Genomic DNA, 16336 nt, shown 5'->3' on the forward strand with positions numbered 1-16336 from the left:
ATGACGCTTCCGATCACCGTGACCACCACGGACCGCCACGCCCGCCTCGCGCGCGGCTGCCGGCCCCGTGGCTGCCGCGCGCCCGCACGCCGGGTGCACGGACGGCGCGTGCGCTACGTCATCGGTGACGAGCCGGGCCAGGTCAACGGCATGCGATGGCGCGTTGCGCGGGGCGCGGGGCTGTGCCGTGCGCGGGCGGAGCAGACCGCACGGACGCACGACGACCACGGACGGCACGCGTAGCCGGTGACAGCCCCGGCCCCACGGCGACTGGTATCCACAGCACTCACCGTGAGGTTTCCGCATGCCCAGCGAGTTCTTCATCCCCGATCCCGGGGGGCAGGTGCCCAGCGCCGAGGGCTACTTCGGCGCCTACGGCGGCAAGTTCATCCCCGAGGCGCTCGTCGCCGCCGTGGACGAGGTCGCCGTCGCCTACGAGAAGGCCAAGGCCGACCCGGAGTTCGCCCGTGAGCTGGACGAACTGCTCGTCCACTACACCGGCCGTCCCAGCCCCCTGACCGAGGTCCCGCGGTTCGCCGAGCACGCCGGCGGCGCTCGGGTGTTCCTCAAGCGCGAGGACCTCAACCACACCGGCTCCCACAAGATCAACAACGTGCTCGGCCAGGCACTGCTCACCAAGCGCATGGGCAAGACCCGCGTGATCGCCGAGACCGGCGCCGGCCAGCACGGCGTGGCCACCGCCACCGCCTGCGCGCTGTTCGGCCTGGACTGCACGATCTACATGGGCGAGATCGACACCGAGCGCCAGGCCCTGAACGTGGCCCGGATGCGCATGCTCGGCGCCGAGGTCGTGGCCGTGAAGTCCGGCAGCCGCACCCTGAAGGACGCCATCAACGAGGCGTTCCGCGACTGGGTCGCCAACGTCGACCACACCCACTACCTGTTCGGCACCGTCGCCGGCCCGCACCCCTTCCCGGCGATGGTCCGCGACTTCCACCGGGTCATCGGCGTCGAGGCCCGCCGCCAGATCCTCGAGCGCGCCGGCCGCCTCCCGGACGCCGCCGTCGCCTGCGTGGGCGGCGGCTCCAACGCCATCGGACTGTTCCACGCGTTCATCCCGGACGAGGGCGTGCGCCTGATCGGCTGCGAACCCGCCGGCCACGGCATCGACACCGGCGAGCACGCGGCCACCCTGACCGCGGGCGAGCCGGGCATCCTGCACGGCTCCCGCTCCTACGTGCTGCAGGACGACGAGGGCCAGATCACCGAGCCGTACTCCATCTCGGCCGGCCTGGACTACCCGGGCATCGGCCCGGAGCACGCCTACCTGAAGGACTCCGGCCGCGGCGAGTACCGCGCGGTCACCGACGACGAGGCGATGCAGGCGCTGCGCCTGCTGTCGCGGACCGAGGGCATCATCCCGGCCATCGAGAGCGCCCACGCGCTGGCCGGCGCCCTGCAGGTGGGCCGTGAGCTGGGCCCCGACGGGCTGATCGTGGTCAACCTCTCCGGCCGCGGCGACAAGGACATGGACACCGCCGCCCGCTACTTCGGCCTGTACGACACCGACTCCGAGGTGGCCGCCGACGCCGCCGACACCGCCGAGATCGAGGGGGACGCCCGGTGAGCGGGAACATCCAGCTGCTGTCGGACACCCTCGCCGCCGCGAAGGCCGAGGGCCGCTCCGCGCTCATCGCCTACTGGCCGGCCGGGTTCCCGACCGTGGACGGCGGCATCGAGGCGATCAAGGCCGTCTACGACGGCGGCGCCGACGTGGTCGAGGTGGGCCTGCCGCACAGCGACCCGGTCCTGGACGGCCCGGTCATCCAGACCGCCGACGACATCGCGCTGCGCGGCGGCGTGCGGATCGCCGACGTGCTGCGCACGGTCCGCGAGGCCCACACGGCCACCGGCAAGCCGGTGCTGGTGATGACCTACTGGAACCCGATCGACCGCTACGGCGTGGAGCGGTTCACCGCCGAGCTGGTCGAGGCGGGCGGCGCCGGCTGCATCCTGCCCGACCTGCCCGTGCAGGAGTCCGCGCTGTGGCGGGAGCACGCCGACAAGCACGGTCTGGCCACCGTCTTCGTCGTCGCGCCCAGCAGCAAGGACGAGCGGCTCGCCGAGATCACCGCGGCCGGCTCCGGCTTCGTCTACGCCGCCTCCCTGATGGGCGTCACCGGCACCCGCGAGAAGGTCGGCGCGCAGGCGCAGGACCTGGTGCGCCGTACCCGGGCCACCGGCACCACGCTGCCGGTGTGCGTGGGCCTCGGCGTCTCCAACGGCGCCCAGGCCGCCGAGGTCGCCGGCTTCGCCGACGGCGTGATCGTGGGCTCGGCGTTCGTCAAGCGCATGCTGGACGCCCCGGACCACGCGGCGGGCCTCGAGGCCGTCCGCGCCCTCGCGGGAGAGCTGGCCGAGGGCGTGCGCGGCCGCGCCTGAGACGTGCACGACCCGCGCACGACGGTGCGCGGGTCGCCGCCCGGCACACGCCGGTCACCCGAAGGGGTGGAACTGGGACCGGGGAGACGCGGGGCGCCTCCCCGGTTCGTTCTGGTGGTGTGAGCGCAAAGAATCATGAAGCACAGCGCACCGCCCGGCAGCGGCTGGCGGCCGAGCGCGAGAAGCAGAAGGCCGCGGAGCGCCGGCGGCGCACCCTGATCGTGGGCGTCACCGTGGTCTGCGTGCTGGCCCTGGCCACGGTGATCGGCCTGATCGCGGCCAACGCGGGGAAGAAGGGGACGACCAGCAGCGGCCCGGTCGTGGCGCCCTCCGGCGCCCAGGGCAAGGACAGCCTCGCGATTCCGGTCGGCGAGGACGGCGCCGGGTCGACGCTCACCGTGTGGGAGGACTTCCGCTGCCCGGCCTGCCAGGGCTTCGAGCGCGTGTACCGGCCGGTGATCCACGACCTGACCGCCGCCGGCAAGCTCCGGGTGGAGTACCACCTGGTCCGGCTGATCGACCACAACGTCGGCGGCACCGGCTCGCTGCGCGCGGCCAACGCCGCGGCCTGCGCCCAGGACGCCGGGAAGTTCCCCGCCTATCACGACGTGCTGTTCGACGACCAGCCCAAGGAGACCGAGGACGCCTTCGCGAGCAACGACAAGCTGATCCAGCTCGCGGCGAAGGTCCCCGGCCTGGACACGCCCGCCTTCCGGTCGTGCGTGAACGACGGCACGCACGACGCCTGGGTGGACAGGTCCCATCAGGCCTTCCAGGACGGCCGCTTCTCCGGCACGCCGACGGTCCTGCTGGGCGGCAAGAACATCGCCCAGGACGCGTCGCTGACCCCGGAGAAGTTCAGGCAGATGGTCGAGAAGGAGGCCGCCGGGCGGTGAGGCGGCCCGCGGTGCGCGGGGCGCACGGAACACAGGGACGCGGACCGGGCGCCGCGCGCGGCCGGGCCGCCCGTTATGGACCCGTAGCCGGGCCGCGAGCCGTGGGCTCGCCCGCGCTGCGGTAGCGTCGACCCTGCCATGGAACTTGCCTACATTCCCAGCCCGTCGCGCGGGGTGCTGTACCTCGGACCGATTCCGCTGCGCGGCTACGCGTTCTGCATCATCATCGGCGTCTTCCTCGCCGTCTGGCTCGGCAACCGGCGCTGGATCGCCCGGGGCGGGCGGGCCGGCACGGTGGCCGACATCGCGGTCTGGGCCGTGCCGTTCGGCCTGGTCGGCGGCCGGCTGTACCACGTGATCACGGACTACGAGCTGTACTTCGGCGAGGGCCGTGACTGGGTGGACGCCTTCAAGGTGTGGGAGGGCGGCCTCGGCATCTGGGGTGCGATCACCCTCGGCGCGCTCGGCGCCTGGATCGGCGCGCGCCGGCGCGGCATCCCGATGCCCGCCTACGCGGACGCCGTCGCGCCGGGCATCGCCTTCGCGCAGGCCATCGGACGCTGGGGCAACTGGTTCAACCAGGAGCTGTACGGGCGGCAGACGGATGTTCCGTGGGCGCTGCACATCACCTCGGCGGCCGACGGCCGTATCCCCGGGTACTACCACCCGACGTTCCTGTACGAGTCGCTGTGGTGCATCGGGGTCGGCCTGCTGGTCCTGTGGGCCGACCGCCGCTTCCGGCTGGGCCACGGCCGGGCCTTCGCGCTGTACGTCGCCGCGTACTGCGTGGGCCGCGGCTGGATCGAGTACATGCGCGTCGACGACGCCCACCACATCCTGGGCCTGAGGCTGAACGACTGGACCGCGATGGTGGTCTTCCTGCTCGCGGTGACCTACCTGGTGGTGTCGGCCCGGCTGCGCCCGGGCCGGGAGACCGAGGTCGAGCCGGGTACGGACGACACCGGCGAGCCTGCGGGCGCGCCGGAGCAGCAGGGCCGCAAGGAGCACGAGCAGCACAAGCGCGACGGTGCCGGGTCCGCGGACGACGCCGGCACGAAGAGCGCGGCCGGCGGCGGCACGGGCCGCACGTCCGGGCTGACGGACGGCGCCGGATCGGCGACGAAGAGCTGAGCGGTGGCCGGGCGGACCCGGCCGCCGGATTCCATGCGCACGCAAGGGCGCCCCTGACGGCAGGGGCGCCCTTCGTCGTCCGTGCCGTCAGGAAAGCGCGGGTTAGCCCAGCCTCTCCTTGCTGGCGCCGTACGGGAGACAGGCGTAGGTTTGCCCGTGTCGAAGAATGGACTTAGTCCAAAAGTAAGCCAAGCCTAAACTCATCTGGGGGATCCCGTGGCCATCCTCGACGCCGAAGCGGCACTTCATCAGGCGCACCGCGACAACCACACCCACCGCGACGTCAACGGCGGCTGGCTGCGGCCGGCGGTCTTCGGCGCCATGGACGGCCTGGTCTCCAACCTCGCCCTGATGACCGGTGTCGCGGGCGGGTCGGTGAGCCAGCACACCATCGTGCTCGCCGGGCTCGCCGGACTGGCCGCCGGCGCCTTCTCCATGGCGGCCGGCGAGTACACCTCCGTCGCCTCCCAGCGGGAGCTGGTCGAGGCCGAGCTGGACGTCGAGCGGCAGGAGCTGCGCCGGTATCCGCAGGCCGAGGAGGACGAGCTGGCCGCCCTGTACGTCGCCCGCGGCGTCGAGCCCGACCTCGCCCGGCAGGTGGCCCGGCAGCTGTCGAAGGATCCGGAGCAGGCCCTGGAGATACACGCCCGCGAGGAGCTGGGCGTGGACCCGGGCGAACTGCCCTCCCCGCTGGTCGCGGCGGTGTCCTCCTTCGGGTCGTTCGCGCTCGGTGCGCTGCTGCCGGTCCTGCCCTACCTGCTGGGCGCGAGCGCGCTGTGGCCCGCGGTGCTGCTGGCCCTCGTCGGGCTGTTCGCCTGCGGTGCCGTGGTGGCCAAGGTCACCGCGCGCACCTGGTGGTACAGCGGTTTGCGGCAGCTTGTCCTGGGTGGTGCCGCCGCCGGTGTGACATACGCCCTGGGCAGCCTGTTCGGAACAGCCGTAGGATGAGATGGCTGGAACTTATACATCGGAACGCATACATTGCCGTTACTCGCGGGTTTCAGCTGGATGACCACGGGGCATGAGCCGTAAGCACTGTGGGCAATGAGGCCCGTTGTGCAACCCTTGCAGGGGACGGCGGTGTCGCCTTCCTCCGCCTTCAGGGCCGACGGACGCGAATCCGACCGGTTCCGGCCACGCCGGCCCTCATCGAGACCTCCACCGCCGGGTGCGCGGACACATCGCCACCTTGCGGTGCCCGCATGTTGGAACGGACTATCCACTTCCCGAGAACCGGTCCATCATGTAACCTGCACGAAATTTCTGACTTTGCGCAGAGGGCCAACGTCGTCCCTCGGCACCAGCACATGCCACCTGACGACGACGGGAGAGCCGATGCGTACGCCGCGCCAGCCGTCCCAGCATGCCGAGAACGGCCGGAACTGGTCGTTCATGGATGCTCGCCCTGCTGCGCAGGGTATGTACGACCCCCGCTTCGAGCACGACGCCTGCGGTGTCGGTTTCGTGGCCACCCTCACCGGCGAGGCCAGCCACACCCTCGTCGAGCAGGCGCTGACGGTGCTGCGCAACCTGGAGCACCGCGGCGCCACCGGCTCCGAGCCGGACTCCGGTGACGGCGCCGGCCTGCTGTCCCAGGTGCCCGACGCGTTCCTGCGCGAGGTGACCGGATTCGAGCTGCCCGCCGCCGGTGCCTACGCCGTCGGTATCGCCTTCCTCCCCGTGGACGGCACCGAGGACGCCGTCGCCCGCATCGAGGCCATCGCGGCCGAGGAGAACCTGACCGTCCTCGGCTGGCGCGAGGTGCCCGTCGCCCCCGACCTGCTCGGCGCCACCGCCCGGTCCACCATGCCGGTCTTCCGCCAGCTCTTCGTCACCGACGGCGTCAGCACCGGCATCGCGCTGGACCGCAAGGCGTTCGTGCTGCGCAAGCGCGCCGAGCGCGAGGCGGGCGTCTACTTCCCGTCGCTGTCCGCGCGCACCCTCGTCTACAAGGGCATGCTCACCACCGGCCAGCTGGAGCCGTTCTTCCCGGACCTGTCCGACCGCCGCTTCGCCTCGGCGATCGCGCTGGTGCACTCCCGGTTCTCCACCAACACCTTCCCGAGCTGGCCGCTCGCCCACCCCTACCGCTTCGTCGCCCACAACGGCGAGATCAACACCGTCCAGGGCAACCGCAACTGGATGCGCGCCCGCGAGTCCCAGCTGGACTCCGAGCTGCTGGGCGGCAAGGAGAAGCTGGAGCGGATCTTCCCGGTGTGCACGCCGGGAGCCTCCGACTCCGCCTCCTTCGACGAGGTCCTGGAGCTGCTGCACCTCGGCGGGCGGTCCCTGCCGCACGCGGTGCTGATGATGATCCCCGAGGCGTGGGAGAACCACGCCTCCATGGACCCGGCCCGCCGCGCCTTCTACCAGTACCACTCCACGATGATGGAGCCCTGGGACGGCCCGGCCTGCGTCTGCTTCACCGACGGCACCCAGGTCGGCGCCGTGCTGGACCGCAACGGCCTGCGCCCCGGCCGCTACTGGGTCACCGACGACGGCCTGGTCGTCCTCGGTTCCGAGGTCGGCGTCCTCGACATCGACCCGGCCAAGGTCGTCCGCAAGGGCCGCCTGCAGCCCGGCCGCATGTTCCTGGTGGACACCGCCGAGCACCGCATCATCGAGGACGACGAGATCAAGGCGTCCCTGGCCGCCGAGCAGCCCTACGCCGAGTGGCTCCAGGCCGGCGAGATCGAGCTGGGCGACCTGCCCGAGCGCGAGCACATCGTGCACACCCACGCCTCGGTCACCCGCCGCCAGCAGACCTTCGGCTACACCGAGGAGGAGCTGCGCGTCATCCTCGCGCCGATGGCCCGGACCGGCGCCGAGCCGATCGGCTCCATGGGCACCGACAGCCCCATCGCCGCGCTCTCCGAGCGCCCCCGGCTGCTCTTCGACTACTTCACCCAGCTCTTCGCGCAGGTCACCAACCCGCCGCTGGACGCCATCCGGGAGGAGCTGGTCACCTCCCTGCGCTCCTCGCTGGGCCCGCAGGGCAACCTGCTGGAGCCGACCGCCGCGTCCTGTCGCAGCGTCGTGCTGCCCTTCCCGGTGATCGACAACGACGAGCTGGCCAAGCTCATCCACATCAACGCCGACGGCGACCTGCCCGGCTTCAAGGCCGCGACCATCTCCGGCCTGTACCGGGTCGCGGGCGGCGGCCAGGCCCTGGCCGGACGCATCGACGAGATCTGCGCCGAGGTGGACGCCGCGATCGGCAACGGCGCCCGCCTGATCGTCCTGTCCGACCGGCACTCCGACGCCGAGCACGCGCCGATCCCGTCGCTGCTGCTCACCGCGGCCGTCCACCACCACCTCATCCGCACCAAGCAGCGCACCCAGGTGGGCCTGCTGGTCGAGGCCGGCGACGTCCGCGAGGTCCACCACGTCGCCCTGCTGATCGGCTACGGCGCCGCCGCGGTCAACCCCTACCTGGCCATGGAGTCGGTGGAGGACCTGCTGCGCGCGGGCACCTTCCTCAACGGCATCGAGCCGGAGCAGGCCATCAAGAACCTGATCCACGCCCTCGGCAAGGGCGTGCTGAAGGTCATGTCCAAGATGGGCATCTCCACCGTCGCCTCCTACCGCGGCGCCCAGGTGTTCGAGGCCGTCGGCCTCGACCAGGAGTTCGTCGACAAGTACTTCAACGGCACCACCACCAAGATCGGCGGTGTCGGCATCGACGTCATCGCCCAGGAGGTCGCCGCCCGCCACGCCAAGGCCTACCCGCCGTCCGGCATCGCCCCGGCGCACCGCGCGCTGGAGATCGGCGGCGAGTACCAGTGGCGCCGCGAGGGCGAGCCGCACCTGTTCGACCCGGAGACGGTCTTCCGCCTCCAGCACTCCACGCGCACCGGCCGCTACGACATCTTCAAGAAGTACACCCAGCGCGTGAACGAGCAGTCCGAGCGTCTGATGACGCTGCGCGGCCTGTTCCGTTTCAAGTCCGGCCGCAAGCCGGTCCCGATCGAGGAGGTCGAGCCGGCCTCCGAGATCGTCAAGCGGTTCTCCACGGGTGCGATGTCGTACGGCTCCATCTCCAAGGAGGCGCACGAGACCCTCGCCCTCGCCATGAACCAGCTGGGCGGCAAGTCCAACACCGGTGAGGGCGGCGAGGACCCCGAGCGCCTGTACGACCCGGCCCGGCGCAGCGCGATCAAGCAGGTCGCCTCCGGCCGCTTCGGCGTCACCAGCGAGTACCTGGTCAACGCCGACGACATCCAGATCAAGATGGCCCAGGGCGCCAAGCCCGGCGAGGGCGGTCAGCTGCCCGGCCACAAGGTGTACCCGTGGGTGGCGAAGACCCGGCACTCCACGCCGGGCGTGGGGCTGATCTCCCCGCCGCCGCACCACGACATCTACTCCATCGAGGACCTGGCGCAGCTGATCCACGACCTGAAGAACGCCAACCCGCAGGCCCGGATCCACGTCAAGCTGGTCTCCGAGGTCGGCGTCGGCACGGTCGCCGCCGGTGTGTCCAAGGCGCACGCGGACGTCGTGCTCATCTCCGGCCACGACGGCGGCACCGGCGCCTCCCCGCTGACCTCGCTCAAGCACGCGGGCGGCCCCTGGGAGCTGGGTCTGGCCGAGACACAGCAGACCCTGCTGCTCAACGGCCTGCGCGACCGGATCGTGGTGCAGGCCGACGGCCAGCTGAAGACCGGCCGTGACGTGGTCGTCGCCGCGCTGCTGGGCGCCGAGGAGTTCGGTTTCGCCACCGCTCCGCTGGTCGTCTCCGGCTGCGTGATGATGCGCGTGTGCCACCTGGACACCTGCCCGGTCGGCATCGCCACCCAGAACCCGGTGCTGCGCGAGCGGTTCACCGGCAAGGCCGAGCACATCGTCAACTTCTTCCACTTCATCGCCGAAGAGGTCCGCGAGCTGCTGGCCGAGCTGGGCTTCCGCTCCCTCGAGGAGGCCGTCGGCCACGCCGAGGTGCTGGACGTCGAGCGCGCGGTGAACCACTGGAAGGCACAGGGCCTGGACCTCGAGCCGCTGTTCCACGTGCCCGAGCTGCCCGACGGCGCGGTGCGCCACCAGGTGGTCGCCCAGGACCACGGCCTGGAGAAGGCGCTGGACAACGAGCTGATCAAGCTCGCCGCGGACGCGCTGTCGGCGTCCGGCAGCGCCGAGGCCCAGCCGGTGCGTGCCCAGGTGCCGATCCGCAACATCAACCGCACGGTCGGCACCATGCTCGGCCACGAGGTGACGAAGAGGTTCGGCGGCGCGGGCCTGCCCGACGACACCATCGACATCACCTTCACCGGTTCCGCCGGCCAGTCCTTCGGCGCGTTCGTCCCGCGTGGCGTCACGCTGCGCCTGGAGGGCGACGCCAACGACTACGTCGGCAAGGGCCTGTCGGGCGGCCGGATCATCGTCCGTCCGGACCGCGCGGCCGACCATCTCGCCGAGTACAGCGTCATCGCCGGCAACACCCTCGGCTACGGCGCCACCAGCGGCGAGATGTTCCTGCGCGGCAAGGTCGGCGAGCGGTTCTGCGTCCGCAACTCCGGTGCCACGGTCGTCTCCGAGGGCGTGGGCGACCACGGCTGCGAGTACATGACGGGCGGCCGCGCGGTCGTGCTCGGCGAGACCGGCCGCAACTTCGCGGCGGGCATGTCCGGTGGCATCGCCTACGTCATCGACCTGGACCGCGACAACGTCAACCCCGGCAACGCCGGGTGCATCGAGCCGCTGGACGAGGCGGACAAGCAGTGGCTGCACGAGGTGGTGCGCCGCCACCAGCAGGAGACCGGCTCCACCGTCGCCGAGAAGCTGCTGGCGGAGTGGGACACCGCCGTCGAGCGCTTCAGCAAGATCATCCCCAGCACCTACAAGGCAGTGCTCGCCGCCAAGGACGCCGCCGAGCGAGCCGGTCTGTCCGAGACCGAGGTCACCGAGAAGATGATGGAGGCGGCGATCAATGGCTGACCCGAAGGGCTTTCTGAACCACGGCCGTGAGGTCGCCAGGACCCGTCCGGTCGAGGAGCGCGTCAAGGACTGGAGGGAGGTCTACGTCCCCGGCTCCCTGCTGCCGATCATCTCCACGCAGGCCAGCCGGTGCATGGACTGCGGCATCCCGTTCTGCCACAACGGCTGTCCGCTCGGGAACCTGATCCCGGAGTGGAACGACTTCGCCTACCGCGAGGACTGGGCGGCCGCCTCCGAGCGCCTGCACGCCACCAACAACTTCCCCGAGTTCACGGGCCGGCTGTGCCCGGCCCCGTGCGAGTCGGCGTGCGTGCTGGGCATCAGCCAGCAGCCGGTGACCATCAAGAACGTCGAGGTGTCGATCATCGACAAGGCGTGGGAGGCCGGGCGTGTCGTCCCGCAGATCCCCGAGCGCCTGTCGGGCAAGACCGTCGCGGTGATCGGCTCCGGCCCCTCCGGTCTGGCGGCCGCGCAGCAGCTCACCCGCGCCGGCCACACGGTCGCCGTCTACGAGCGTGCCGACCGCATCGGCGGCCTGCTCCGCTACGGCATCCCCGAGTTCAAGATGGAGAAGCGGCACCTCAACCGGCGCATCGAGCAGATGCGTGCCGAGGGCACCCGCTTCCGCACCGGCGTCGAGGTCGGCCGGGACATCAGCGCCGCGGACCTGCGCAAGCGCTATGACGCCGTCGTGCTGGCCGTGGGCGCCACCACCCCGCGCGACCTGCCGGTGCCGGGACGCGAGCTCAAGGGCATCCACCAGGCCATGGAGTACCTGCCGCTGGCCAACAAGGTGCAGGAGGGCGACTACGTCACCTCCCCGATCTCCGCCGAGGGCAAGCACGTCGTCGTCATCGGCGGCGGCGACACCGGCGCGGACTGCGTGGGCACCGCCCACCGCCAGGGCGCGGCCTCCGTGACCCAGCTGGAGATCATGCCCCGCCCGAACGACGTGCGGGACCCCGTGGGCCAGCCCTGGCCGACCTTCCCGATGCTGTACAAGGTGACCTCCGCGCACGAGGAGGGCGGCGAGCGGATCTACTCCGCCTCCACCACCCGCTTCGAGGGCGACGAGGACGGCAATGTGCAGTGGCTGCACCTGACCGAGGTGGAGTTCGTCGACGGCAAGCCGACCCCGAAGCCGGGCACCGAGCGCAGGATCCCCGCCCAGCTGGTCACCCTCGCCATGGGCTTCACCGGCACCGACCGGACCAACGGCCTGGTCGAGCAGCTCGGCCTGGAGCTGGACGCACGCGGTAACATCGCTCGCGACGCCGACTTCCAGACCAACGTGCCGGGCGTGTTCGTCGCCGGCGACGCCGGCCGTGGCCAGTCGCTCATCGTGTGGGCGATCGCCGAGGGCCGCTCCGCCGCCCGCGGCGTGGACCGCTACCTGACGGGCGCCAGCGACCTGCCGGCCCCGATCCGTCCCACGGACCGCGCCCTGGCCGTCTGACCGGCCCCACGACGTCCCGTACAACGGCGTACGGAACACCCACGGCGCCTGCCCGTCGTCCCCGACCGGACCTCCAGGGCAGGCGCCGTAGCCCATCCGCGGGCGGCCCGCTTCACGTGTCGCACTCCAGCACCGTCCGGCACAACCCGCACCGTGCCCGGACCCGGCCCCGCACCGGCACCCTGATCCTCTGCCGGCAGGTGGGGCAGGCGAACGACACCCGCAGCGGCTCCCCGTCCGCGTCCACGAAGGAGTACGGCGCCGCCTGTGGCCCGGCCGGCGGTCCGGCCCGGTTCTGCGCCTGCCGGCGGTCCCGGGCGTAGCGGCGCCGGCCCCGCCAGCCGGCCGCCGTGAGCGGCGGCTGCTGCTCGTCCCGCCGGGCCAGCGCCCGCCCGTCGAGGTACGCCTCGTAGCCCTGCGGGCTGGTGAACCAGGTCGACGGGTCCTCGCCGAACACCAGCGCCCGCTTGGCCAGGACGTACCCGAACTCCTCCGGGGTGAGATAGCCGAGCTTCTGCGAGGAGAGGCCGTCCTGCCGGAAGGCGTCCAGCAGCAGCCAGCCCGCGCCCAGATAGGTCGCCGCCGTGTCCGTGAGGATCTCGTTGTCCCGCAGCCCGGAAAACGACAGGTCCATGCGGTGCAGGCAGACGTGCATCACCTCGTGCGCGAGAGCGGCGCCGATGTCCCGGCGGTGGGTGCGGAACCGGTCGTTCAGCTCGACGAAGTACTCCGGGCCGGCCGTCAGCTCCACGTTCGCCGCGTGCGTCATCTCCCGGAAGCTGACGATCAGCCGGGCGTCCGGCAGCCGGTAGTGCCGCACCAGCTCCCGCGCCACCCGCTGCGCCCCCAGATGCAGCTCGTCGGTGTCGCAGAACGCCACGTCGCCGGGGGAGACGCTGGTCGCGAAGGTCCGCACACCGGCGTACGACAGCCGGCGGTAGAGCGCCGTGATCGCGGCGCGCACCGTCTCCAGATGGGGGTAGCCGTGTTCGACCGGTCCGTCGTCCGCCACGCCGTGCTCCCAGGGACGCCTGGCCTGCTTCCACTGTAGGCGTGCCGGTCCGCCCCGTCCCCGGACCGCGTCGGGCCCGGCGTCCCGCGAGGTGTTCCCGACCGGCGTCTCACGGAGTGTTCCCGCCCGGCACGAGGGCGTGGGCACCCCGTAGGGTGAGGCGTCATGAGCACCAGCAGCACCGGTGGCGGCGCCATCGACCCCGCCGTCCTGAAGGAACTGACGCGGCTGCGCGACAGCATCGACAACATCGACGCGGCCATCGTCCACATGCTCGCCGAGCGCTTCAAGGCGACCCAGCAGGTCGGGCATCTCAAGGCCGAACACCGGCTGCCGCCCGCGGACCCGGCCCGCGAGGCCCGGCAGATCGCCCGCCTGCGCGCCCTCGCCGAGGACGCCCGGCTCGACCCGGCCTTCGCGGAGAAGTTCCTGAACTTCATCATCGCCGAGGTCATCCGCCACCACGAACGCATCGCCGAGGACTCCGCCGCCGCGAAGACCGCGCCGGCGAGCTGAGCGGCCCGCGCACCGGGGGCGGCGCGGCTCGGTGGCAGTGGCCCCGCTGCCGCTCGCGTGCGGCGCACACGGGGATGGGGGCCCCTCGCGCGCACCGCCGGGGCACGGCCGGCCGCGCGAGCGGGGCGTGCGAGGACGCTGCGGCGGCCGCGCGGTGCCCGGCGCGGGACGGCCGGCGCCGGTGCGGGGTGTGCGGCCGCACGGGTGCCGCGGGCCGCCCCCCGATGCCCCCTCGTGCCCCGCCGACGCCATCGGGCAGCATGGCCTGCATGTCCGTACTCACGCGCGACGAAGCGCAGACCCGAGCCCAGCTCCTCGACGTCCACCACTACGCCGTCGACCTCGACCTGACCCGCGGGGAGGACACCTTCGGCTCCCGGACCGTCATCCGGTTCACCGTCCGCACCGGCACCGACGGCACGGCCGACACCGCCGCGGACACCTTCGTCGAGCTGAAACCGGCCGAGCTGCACTCCGCGACCCTCGACGGACAGCCACTGGACCCCGCGACCCTGACCGGCAACCGCCTGCCCCTGACGGACCTCACCCCCGGTGTGCACGAGCTGCGCGTCGACGCCGTCATGCGCTACTCCCGCACCGGCGAGGGCATGCACCGCTTCACCGACCCCGCCGACGGCGAGACCTACGTCTACACCCAGCTGTTCCTGGACGACGTCCAGCGGGTCTTCGCCGCCTTCGACCAGCCCGACCTCAAGGCCGTCTTCGAGGTCACCGTCAAGGCCCCCGAGGGCTGGACCGTCCTCGCCAACGGCGTCACCGAGCGCACCGCGGACGGCGTGTGGAAGGCCGCCCCCACCCCCCGCATCTCCACCTACCTCGTCGCCGTCGCCGCGGGACCCTGGCACTCCGTGCGCACCGAGCACCGCGGCCTGCCCTTCGGCATCCACTGCCGCCGCTCCCTGGCCCCCCACCTGGACGCCGACGCCGAGGAGATCCTCGGCATCACCCGCGCCTGCTTCGACCGCTACCACGAGAAGTTCACCGAGCCGTACCCCTTCGACTCCTACGACCAGGCCTTCGTCCCGGAGTTCAACGCGGGAGCCATGGAGAACCCCGGACTGGTCACCTTCCGCGACGAGTACGTCTTCCGCTCCGCCGTCACCGACGCCGAGCGCCAGGCCCGCGCCCGGGTGATCGCCCACGAGATGGCCCACATGTGGTTCGGCGACCTGGTCACCTTGAGGTGGTGGGACGACATCTGGCTGAACGAGTCGTTCGCCGAGTACATGGGCTACCAGACCACCGCCGAGGCCACCCGCTTCACCGACACCTGGACCCAGTTCGGCGTCTCCCGCAAGCCCTGGGGCTACGACGCCGACCAGCGCTCCTCCACCCACCCCGTCGCCCCGGAGGCCGTCGCCGACACCGCCTCCGCGCTGCTGAACTTCGACGGCATCTCCTACGCCAAGGGCGCCTCCGCGCTGCGCCAGCTGGTCGCCTGGCTCGGCGAGAAGGACTTCCTCGCCGGCATCAACACCCACTTCCGGCGCCACAGGTTCGGCAACGCCTCCCTGGCCGACTTCCTCGACTCCCTGGCCTCGGCCACCGACCGCGACGTCCACGGCTGGGCCGCGTCCTGGCTGCGCACCACCGGCGTCGACACCCTCGTCCCCACGCTGCGCACCGACCCCCCGTACTGGCACGTGGACATCGACCACCGGCCCGGCACCGTCGAGCCGGCCCGGTACACCCCGGCGGCGGACCCCGGCGCCCGCACCGACGGCGGCAGCCGCCCGCACCACATCACCGTCGGCGTCTGGGACCAGGACCTGCACGACGCCGGCCGTCTGGTGCTGCGCACCCGGGCGGAAGCGGACATCCCGGCCGGCGGCAACGCCGGGATCAGCTCCACCGGCCCGCGCCCCGCCCTGGTCCTGCTCAACGACGGCGACCTCACCTACGCCAAGATCCGCTTCGACCCCCACTCCTTCCGCACGATCCGGGCGAGCCTGTCCGGCCTGCCCGACCCGCTCAGCCGCGCCGTCGTCTGGAACGCCCTGCGCGACGCCGTCCGCGACGGCGACCTGCCCGCCGGGACGTACCTGGAGATCGCCCGCGCCCATCTGCCGTACGAGACCGACGTGGCGCTCACCGATGCGGTCCTCACCTTCGCCCGCACCCACATCGCCGACCGCTTCCTGCACCCCGAGCAGCGGCCGGCCGCCCTGGCCACGCTCACCGACCTGTGCCGCGACCTCATCCGCCGCACCGAGGACGGCGACCACCCCGGGCTGCGGCTGACCGCCGTGCGCCATGTCGTCGACGCGGCGGTCCACCCCGACACCATCGCCGCCTGGCTCGCCGACGGCACGGTCCCCGGCGGCCCGGAACTCGACCCCGAACTGCGCTGGCGCATCCTCGCCCGGCTCGCCGTCCTCGGTGCCGTCGACGAGGCCGCCATCGCCGCCGAACTGGAGCAGGACCCGTCCGCCACCGGCCGGGAGGGCGCCGCCCGCTGCCGTGCGGCGCTGCCCGACGCCCGGGCCAAGCGCGCCGCCTGGGAGGCGATGTTCGCCTCCGACGAGCTGTCCAACTACCTGTTCATCGCCACCGCCCAGGGCTTCTGGCAGCCCGAACAGGCCGACCTGGTCGGGGAGTACGTGCCGCGCTACTACGAGGACGCGGTGGCCGTCGCCGCCCGGCGCGGACCGGCCATCGCCGCCGCGGCCGGACGCTGGGCGTTCCCCGTGCACGCCGTCGACGACGCGCATCTCCGCCTCGGCGACGCCTGCCTGCGCGAGGCCGGCCCGGTGCCGGCGCTGCGGCGCCAGCTCGCCGACCAGCTCGACGACCTGGAGCGCGCGTTGCGCGTCCGCCGGGCCGAGCGGCAGCGGCAGGAGGCCGAACGGCCGGACGCGGACCGGGCCGGGGCACAGGTGTAGGACGGGCCCCGCCGGAGCCGGCGGCGGGAGGGCGGGGCGCACACCGGGCACGGTCCGCCCAGGCTCGGGAACCTGACGGGCGATCAGC

General features: G+C 72.4%; 11 protein-coding genes. 10 read left to right on the forward strand and 1 reads right to left on the reverse strand.

Features of this window, described 5'->3' with window-relative positions:
- The 8 genes from trpM to OG899_RS20290 all read left to right on the forward strand — a co-directional run bounded on the left by trpM (window position 1) and on the right by OG899_RS20290 (window position 11817).
- Window positions 1-243 (forward strand): tryptophan biosynthesis modulator TrpM, encoded by a 243-nt coding sequence (gene trpM / locus OG899_RS20255; RefSeq protein ID WP_125497766.1) that lies wholly within the window; start codon window positions 1-3, stop codon window positions 241-243.
- A 61-nt stretch (window positions 244-304) separates the two neighbouring features.
- A complete protein-coding gene (gene trpB / locus OG899_RS20260) occupies window positions 305-1588 on the forward strand; it encodes a tryptophan synthase subunit beta (RefSeq protein ID WP_125497765.1) in 1284 nt (427 codons plus the stop codon).
- Window positions 1585-2403, forward strand: coding sequence for a tryptophan synthase subunit alpha (trpA, locus tag OG899_RS20265; RefSeq protein ID WP_406311109.1), 819 nt, complete (start codon window positions 1585-1587; stop codon window positions 2401-2403). The genes trpB and trpA overlap by 4 nt, the downstream gene beginning before the upstream one ends.
- A 119-nt stretch (window positions 2404-2522) precedes the next feature.
- Window positions 2523-3299, forward strand: coding sequence for a thioredoxin domain-containing protein (locus tag OG899_RS20270; RefSeq protein WP_168131354.1), 777 nt, complete (start codon window positions 2523-2525; stop codon window positions 3297-3299).
- A gap of 138 nt (window positions 3300-3437) precedes the next feature.
- Window positions 3438-4430, forward strand: a complete 993-nt coding sequence (gene lgt, locus OG899_RS20275; RefSeq protein WP_125497762.1) for a prolipoprotein diacylglyceryl transferase — start codon at window positions 3438-3440, stop codon at window positions 4428-4430.
- 216 nt (window positions 4431-4646) lie between these two features.
- Window positions 4647-5378 (forward strand): VIT1/CCC1 transporter family protein, encoded by a 732-nt coding sequence (locus OG899_RS20280; protein WP_125497761.1) that lies wholly within the window; start codon window positions 4647-4649, stop codon window positions 5376-5378.
- 471 nt (window positions 5379-5849) lie between these two features.
- Window positions 5850-10361 (forward strand): glutamate synthase large subunit, encoded by a 4512-nt coding sequence (gltB, locus tag OG899_RS20285; protein ID WP_125497760.1) that lies wholly within the window; start codon window positions 5850-5852, stop codon window positions 10359-10361.
- Window positions 10354-11817 (forward strand): glutamate synthase subunit beta, encoded by a 1464-nt coding sequence (locus OG899_RS20290; protein ID WP_125497759.1) that lies wholly within the window; start codon window positions 10354-10356, stop codon window positions 11815-11817. The genes gltB and OG899_RS20290 overlap by 8 nt, the downstream gene beginning before the upstream one ends.
- A gap of 112 nt (window positions 11818-11929) precedes the next feature.
- Here OG899_RS20290 and OG899_RS20295 read toward each other — a convergent pair whose 3' ends face one another.
- Window positions 11930-12829: a hypothetical protein gene (locus tag OG899_RS20295; RefSeq protein ID WP_125497758.1), complete on the reverse strand. Its 900-nt coding sequence runs from the start codon at window positions 12827-12829 to the stop codon at window positions 11930-11932.
- Window positions 12830-12994: 165 nt separating this feature from the next.
- Between OG899_RS20295 and OG899_RS20300 the strand changes: the two genes are divergently transcribed.
- Both OG899_RS20300 and pepN read left to right on the forward strand, forming a co-directional pair.
- Entirely contained in the window at window positions 12995-13345 is a 351-nt protein-coding gene (locus tag OG899_RS20300) for a chorismate mutase (protein WP_125497757.1), read from the forward strand.
- A 260-nt stretch (window positions 13346-13605) separates the two neighbouring features.
- A complete protein-coding gene (gene pepN / locus OG899_RS20305; protein ID WP_125497756.1) occupies window positions 13606-16248 on the forward strand; it encodes an aminopeptidase N in 2643 nt (880 codons plus the stop codon).
- Window positions 16249-16336 lie beyond the last annotated feature (88 nt).

The sequence above is a fragment of the Streptomyces thermoviolaceus genome, assembly GCF_045209695.1.
GTDB lineage: Bacteria > Actinomycetota > Actinomycetes > Streptomycetales > Streptomycetaceae > Streptomyces > Streptomyces thermoviolaceus.

Bases quoted from the DNA above. Each gene is read 5' to 3' on its own strand.
- trpM (WP_125497766.1), top strand. From the start codon at position 1: ATGACGCTTCCGATCACCGTGACCACCACGGACCGCCACGCCCGCCTC.
- trpB (WP_125497765.1), top strand. From the start codon at position 305: ATGCCCAGCGAGTTCTTCATCCCCGATCCCGGGGGGCAGGTGCCCAGC.
- lgt (WP_125497762.1), top strand. From the start codon at position 3,438: ATGGAACTTGCCTACATTCCCAGCCCGTCGCGCGGGGTGCTGTACCTC.
- gltB (WP_125497760.1), top strand. From the start codon at position 5,850: ATGTACGACCCCCGCTTCGAGCACGACGCCTGCGGTGTCGGTTTCGTG.
- OG899_RS20290 (WP_125497759.1), top strand. From the start codon at position 10,354: ATGGCTGACCCGAAGGGCTTTCTGAACCACGGCCGTGAGGTCGCCAGG.
- OG899_RS20300 (WP_125497757.1), top strand. From the start codon at position 12,995: ATGAGCACCAGCAGCACCGGTGGCGGCGCCATCGACCCCGCCGTCCTG.
- pepN (WP_125497756.1), top strand. From the start codon at position 13,606: ATGGCCTGCATGTCCGTACTCACGCGCGACGAAGCGCAGACCCGAGCC.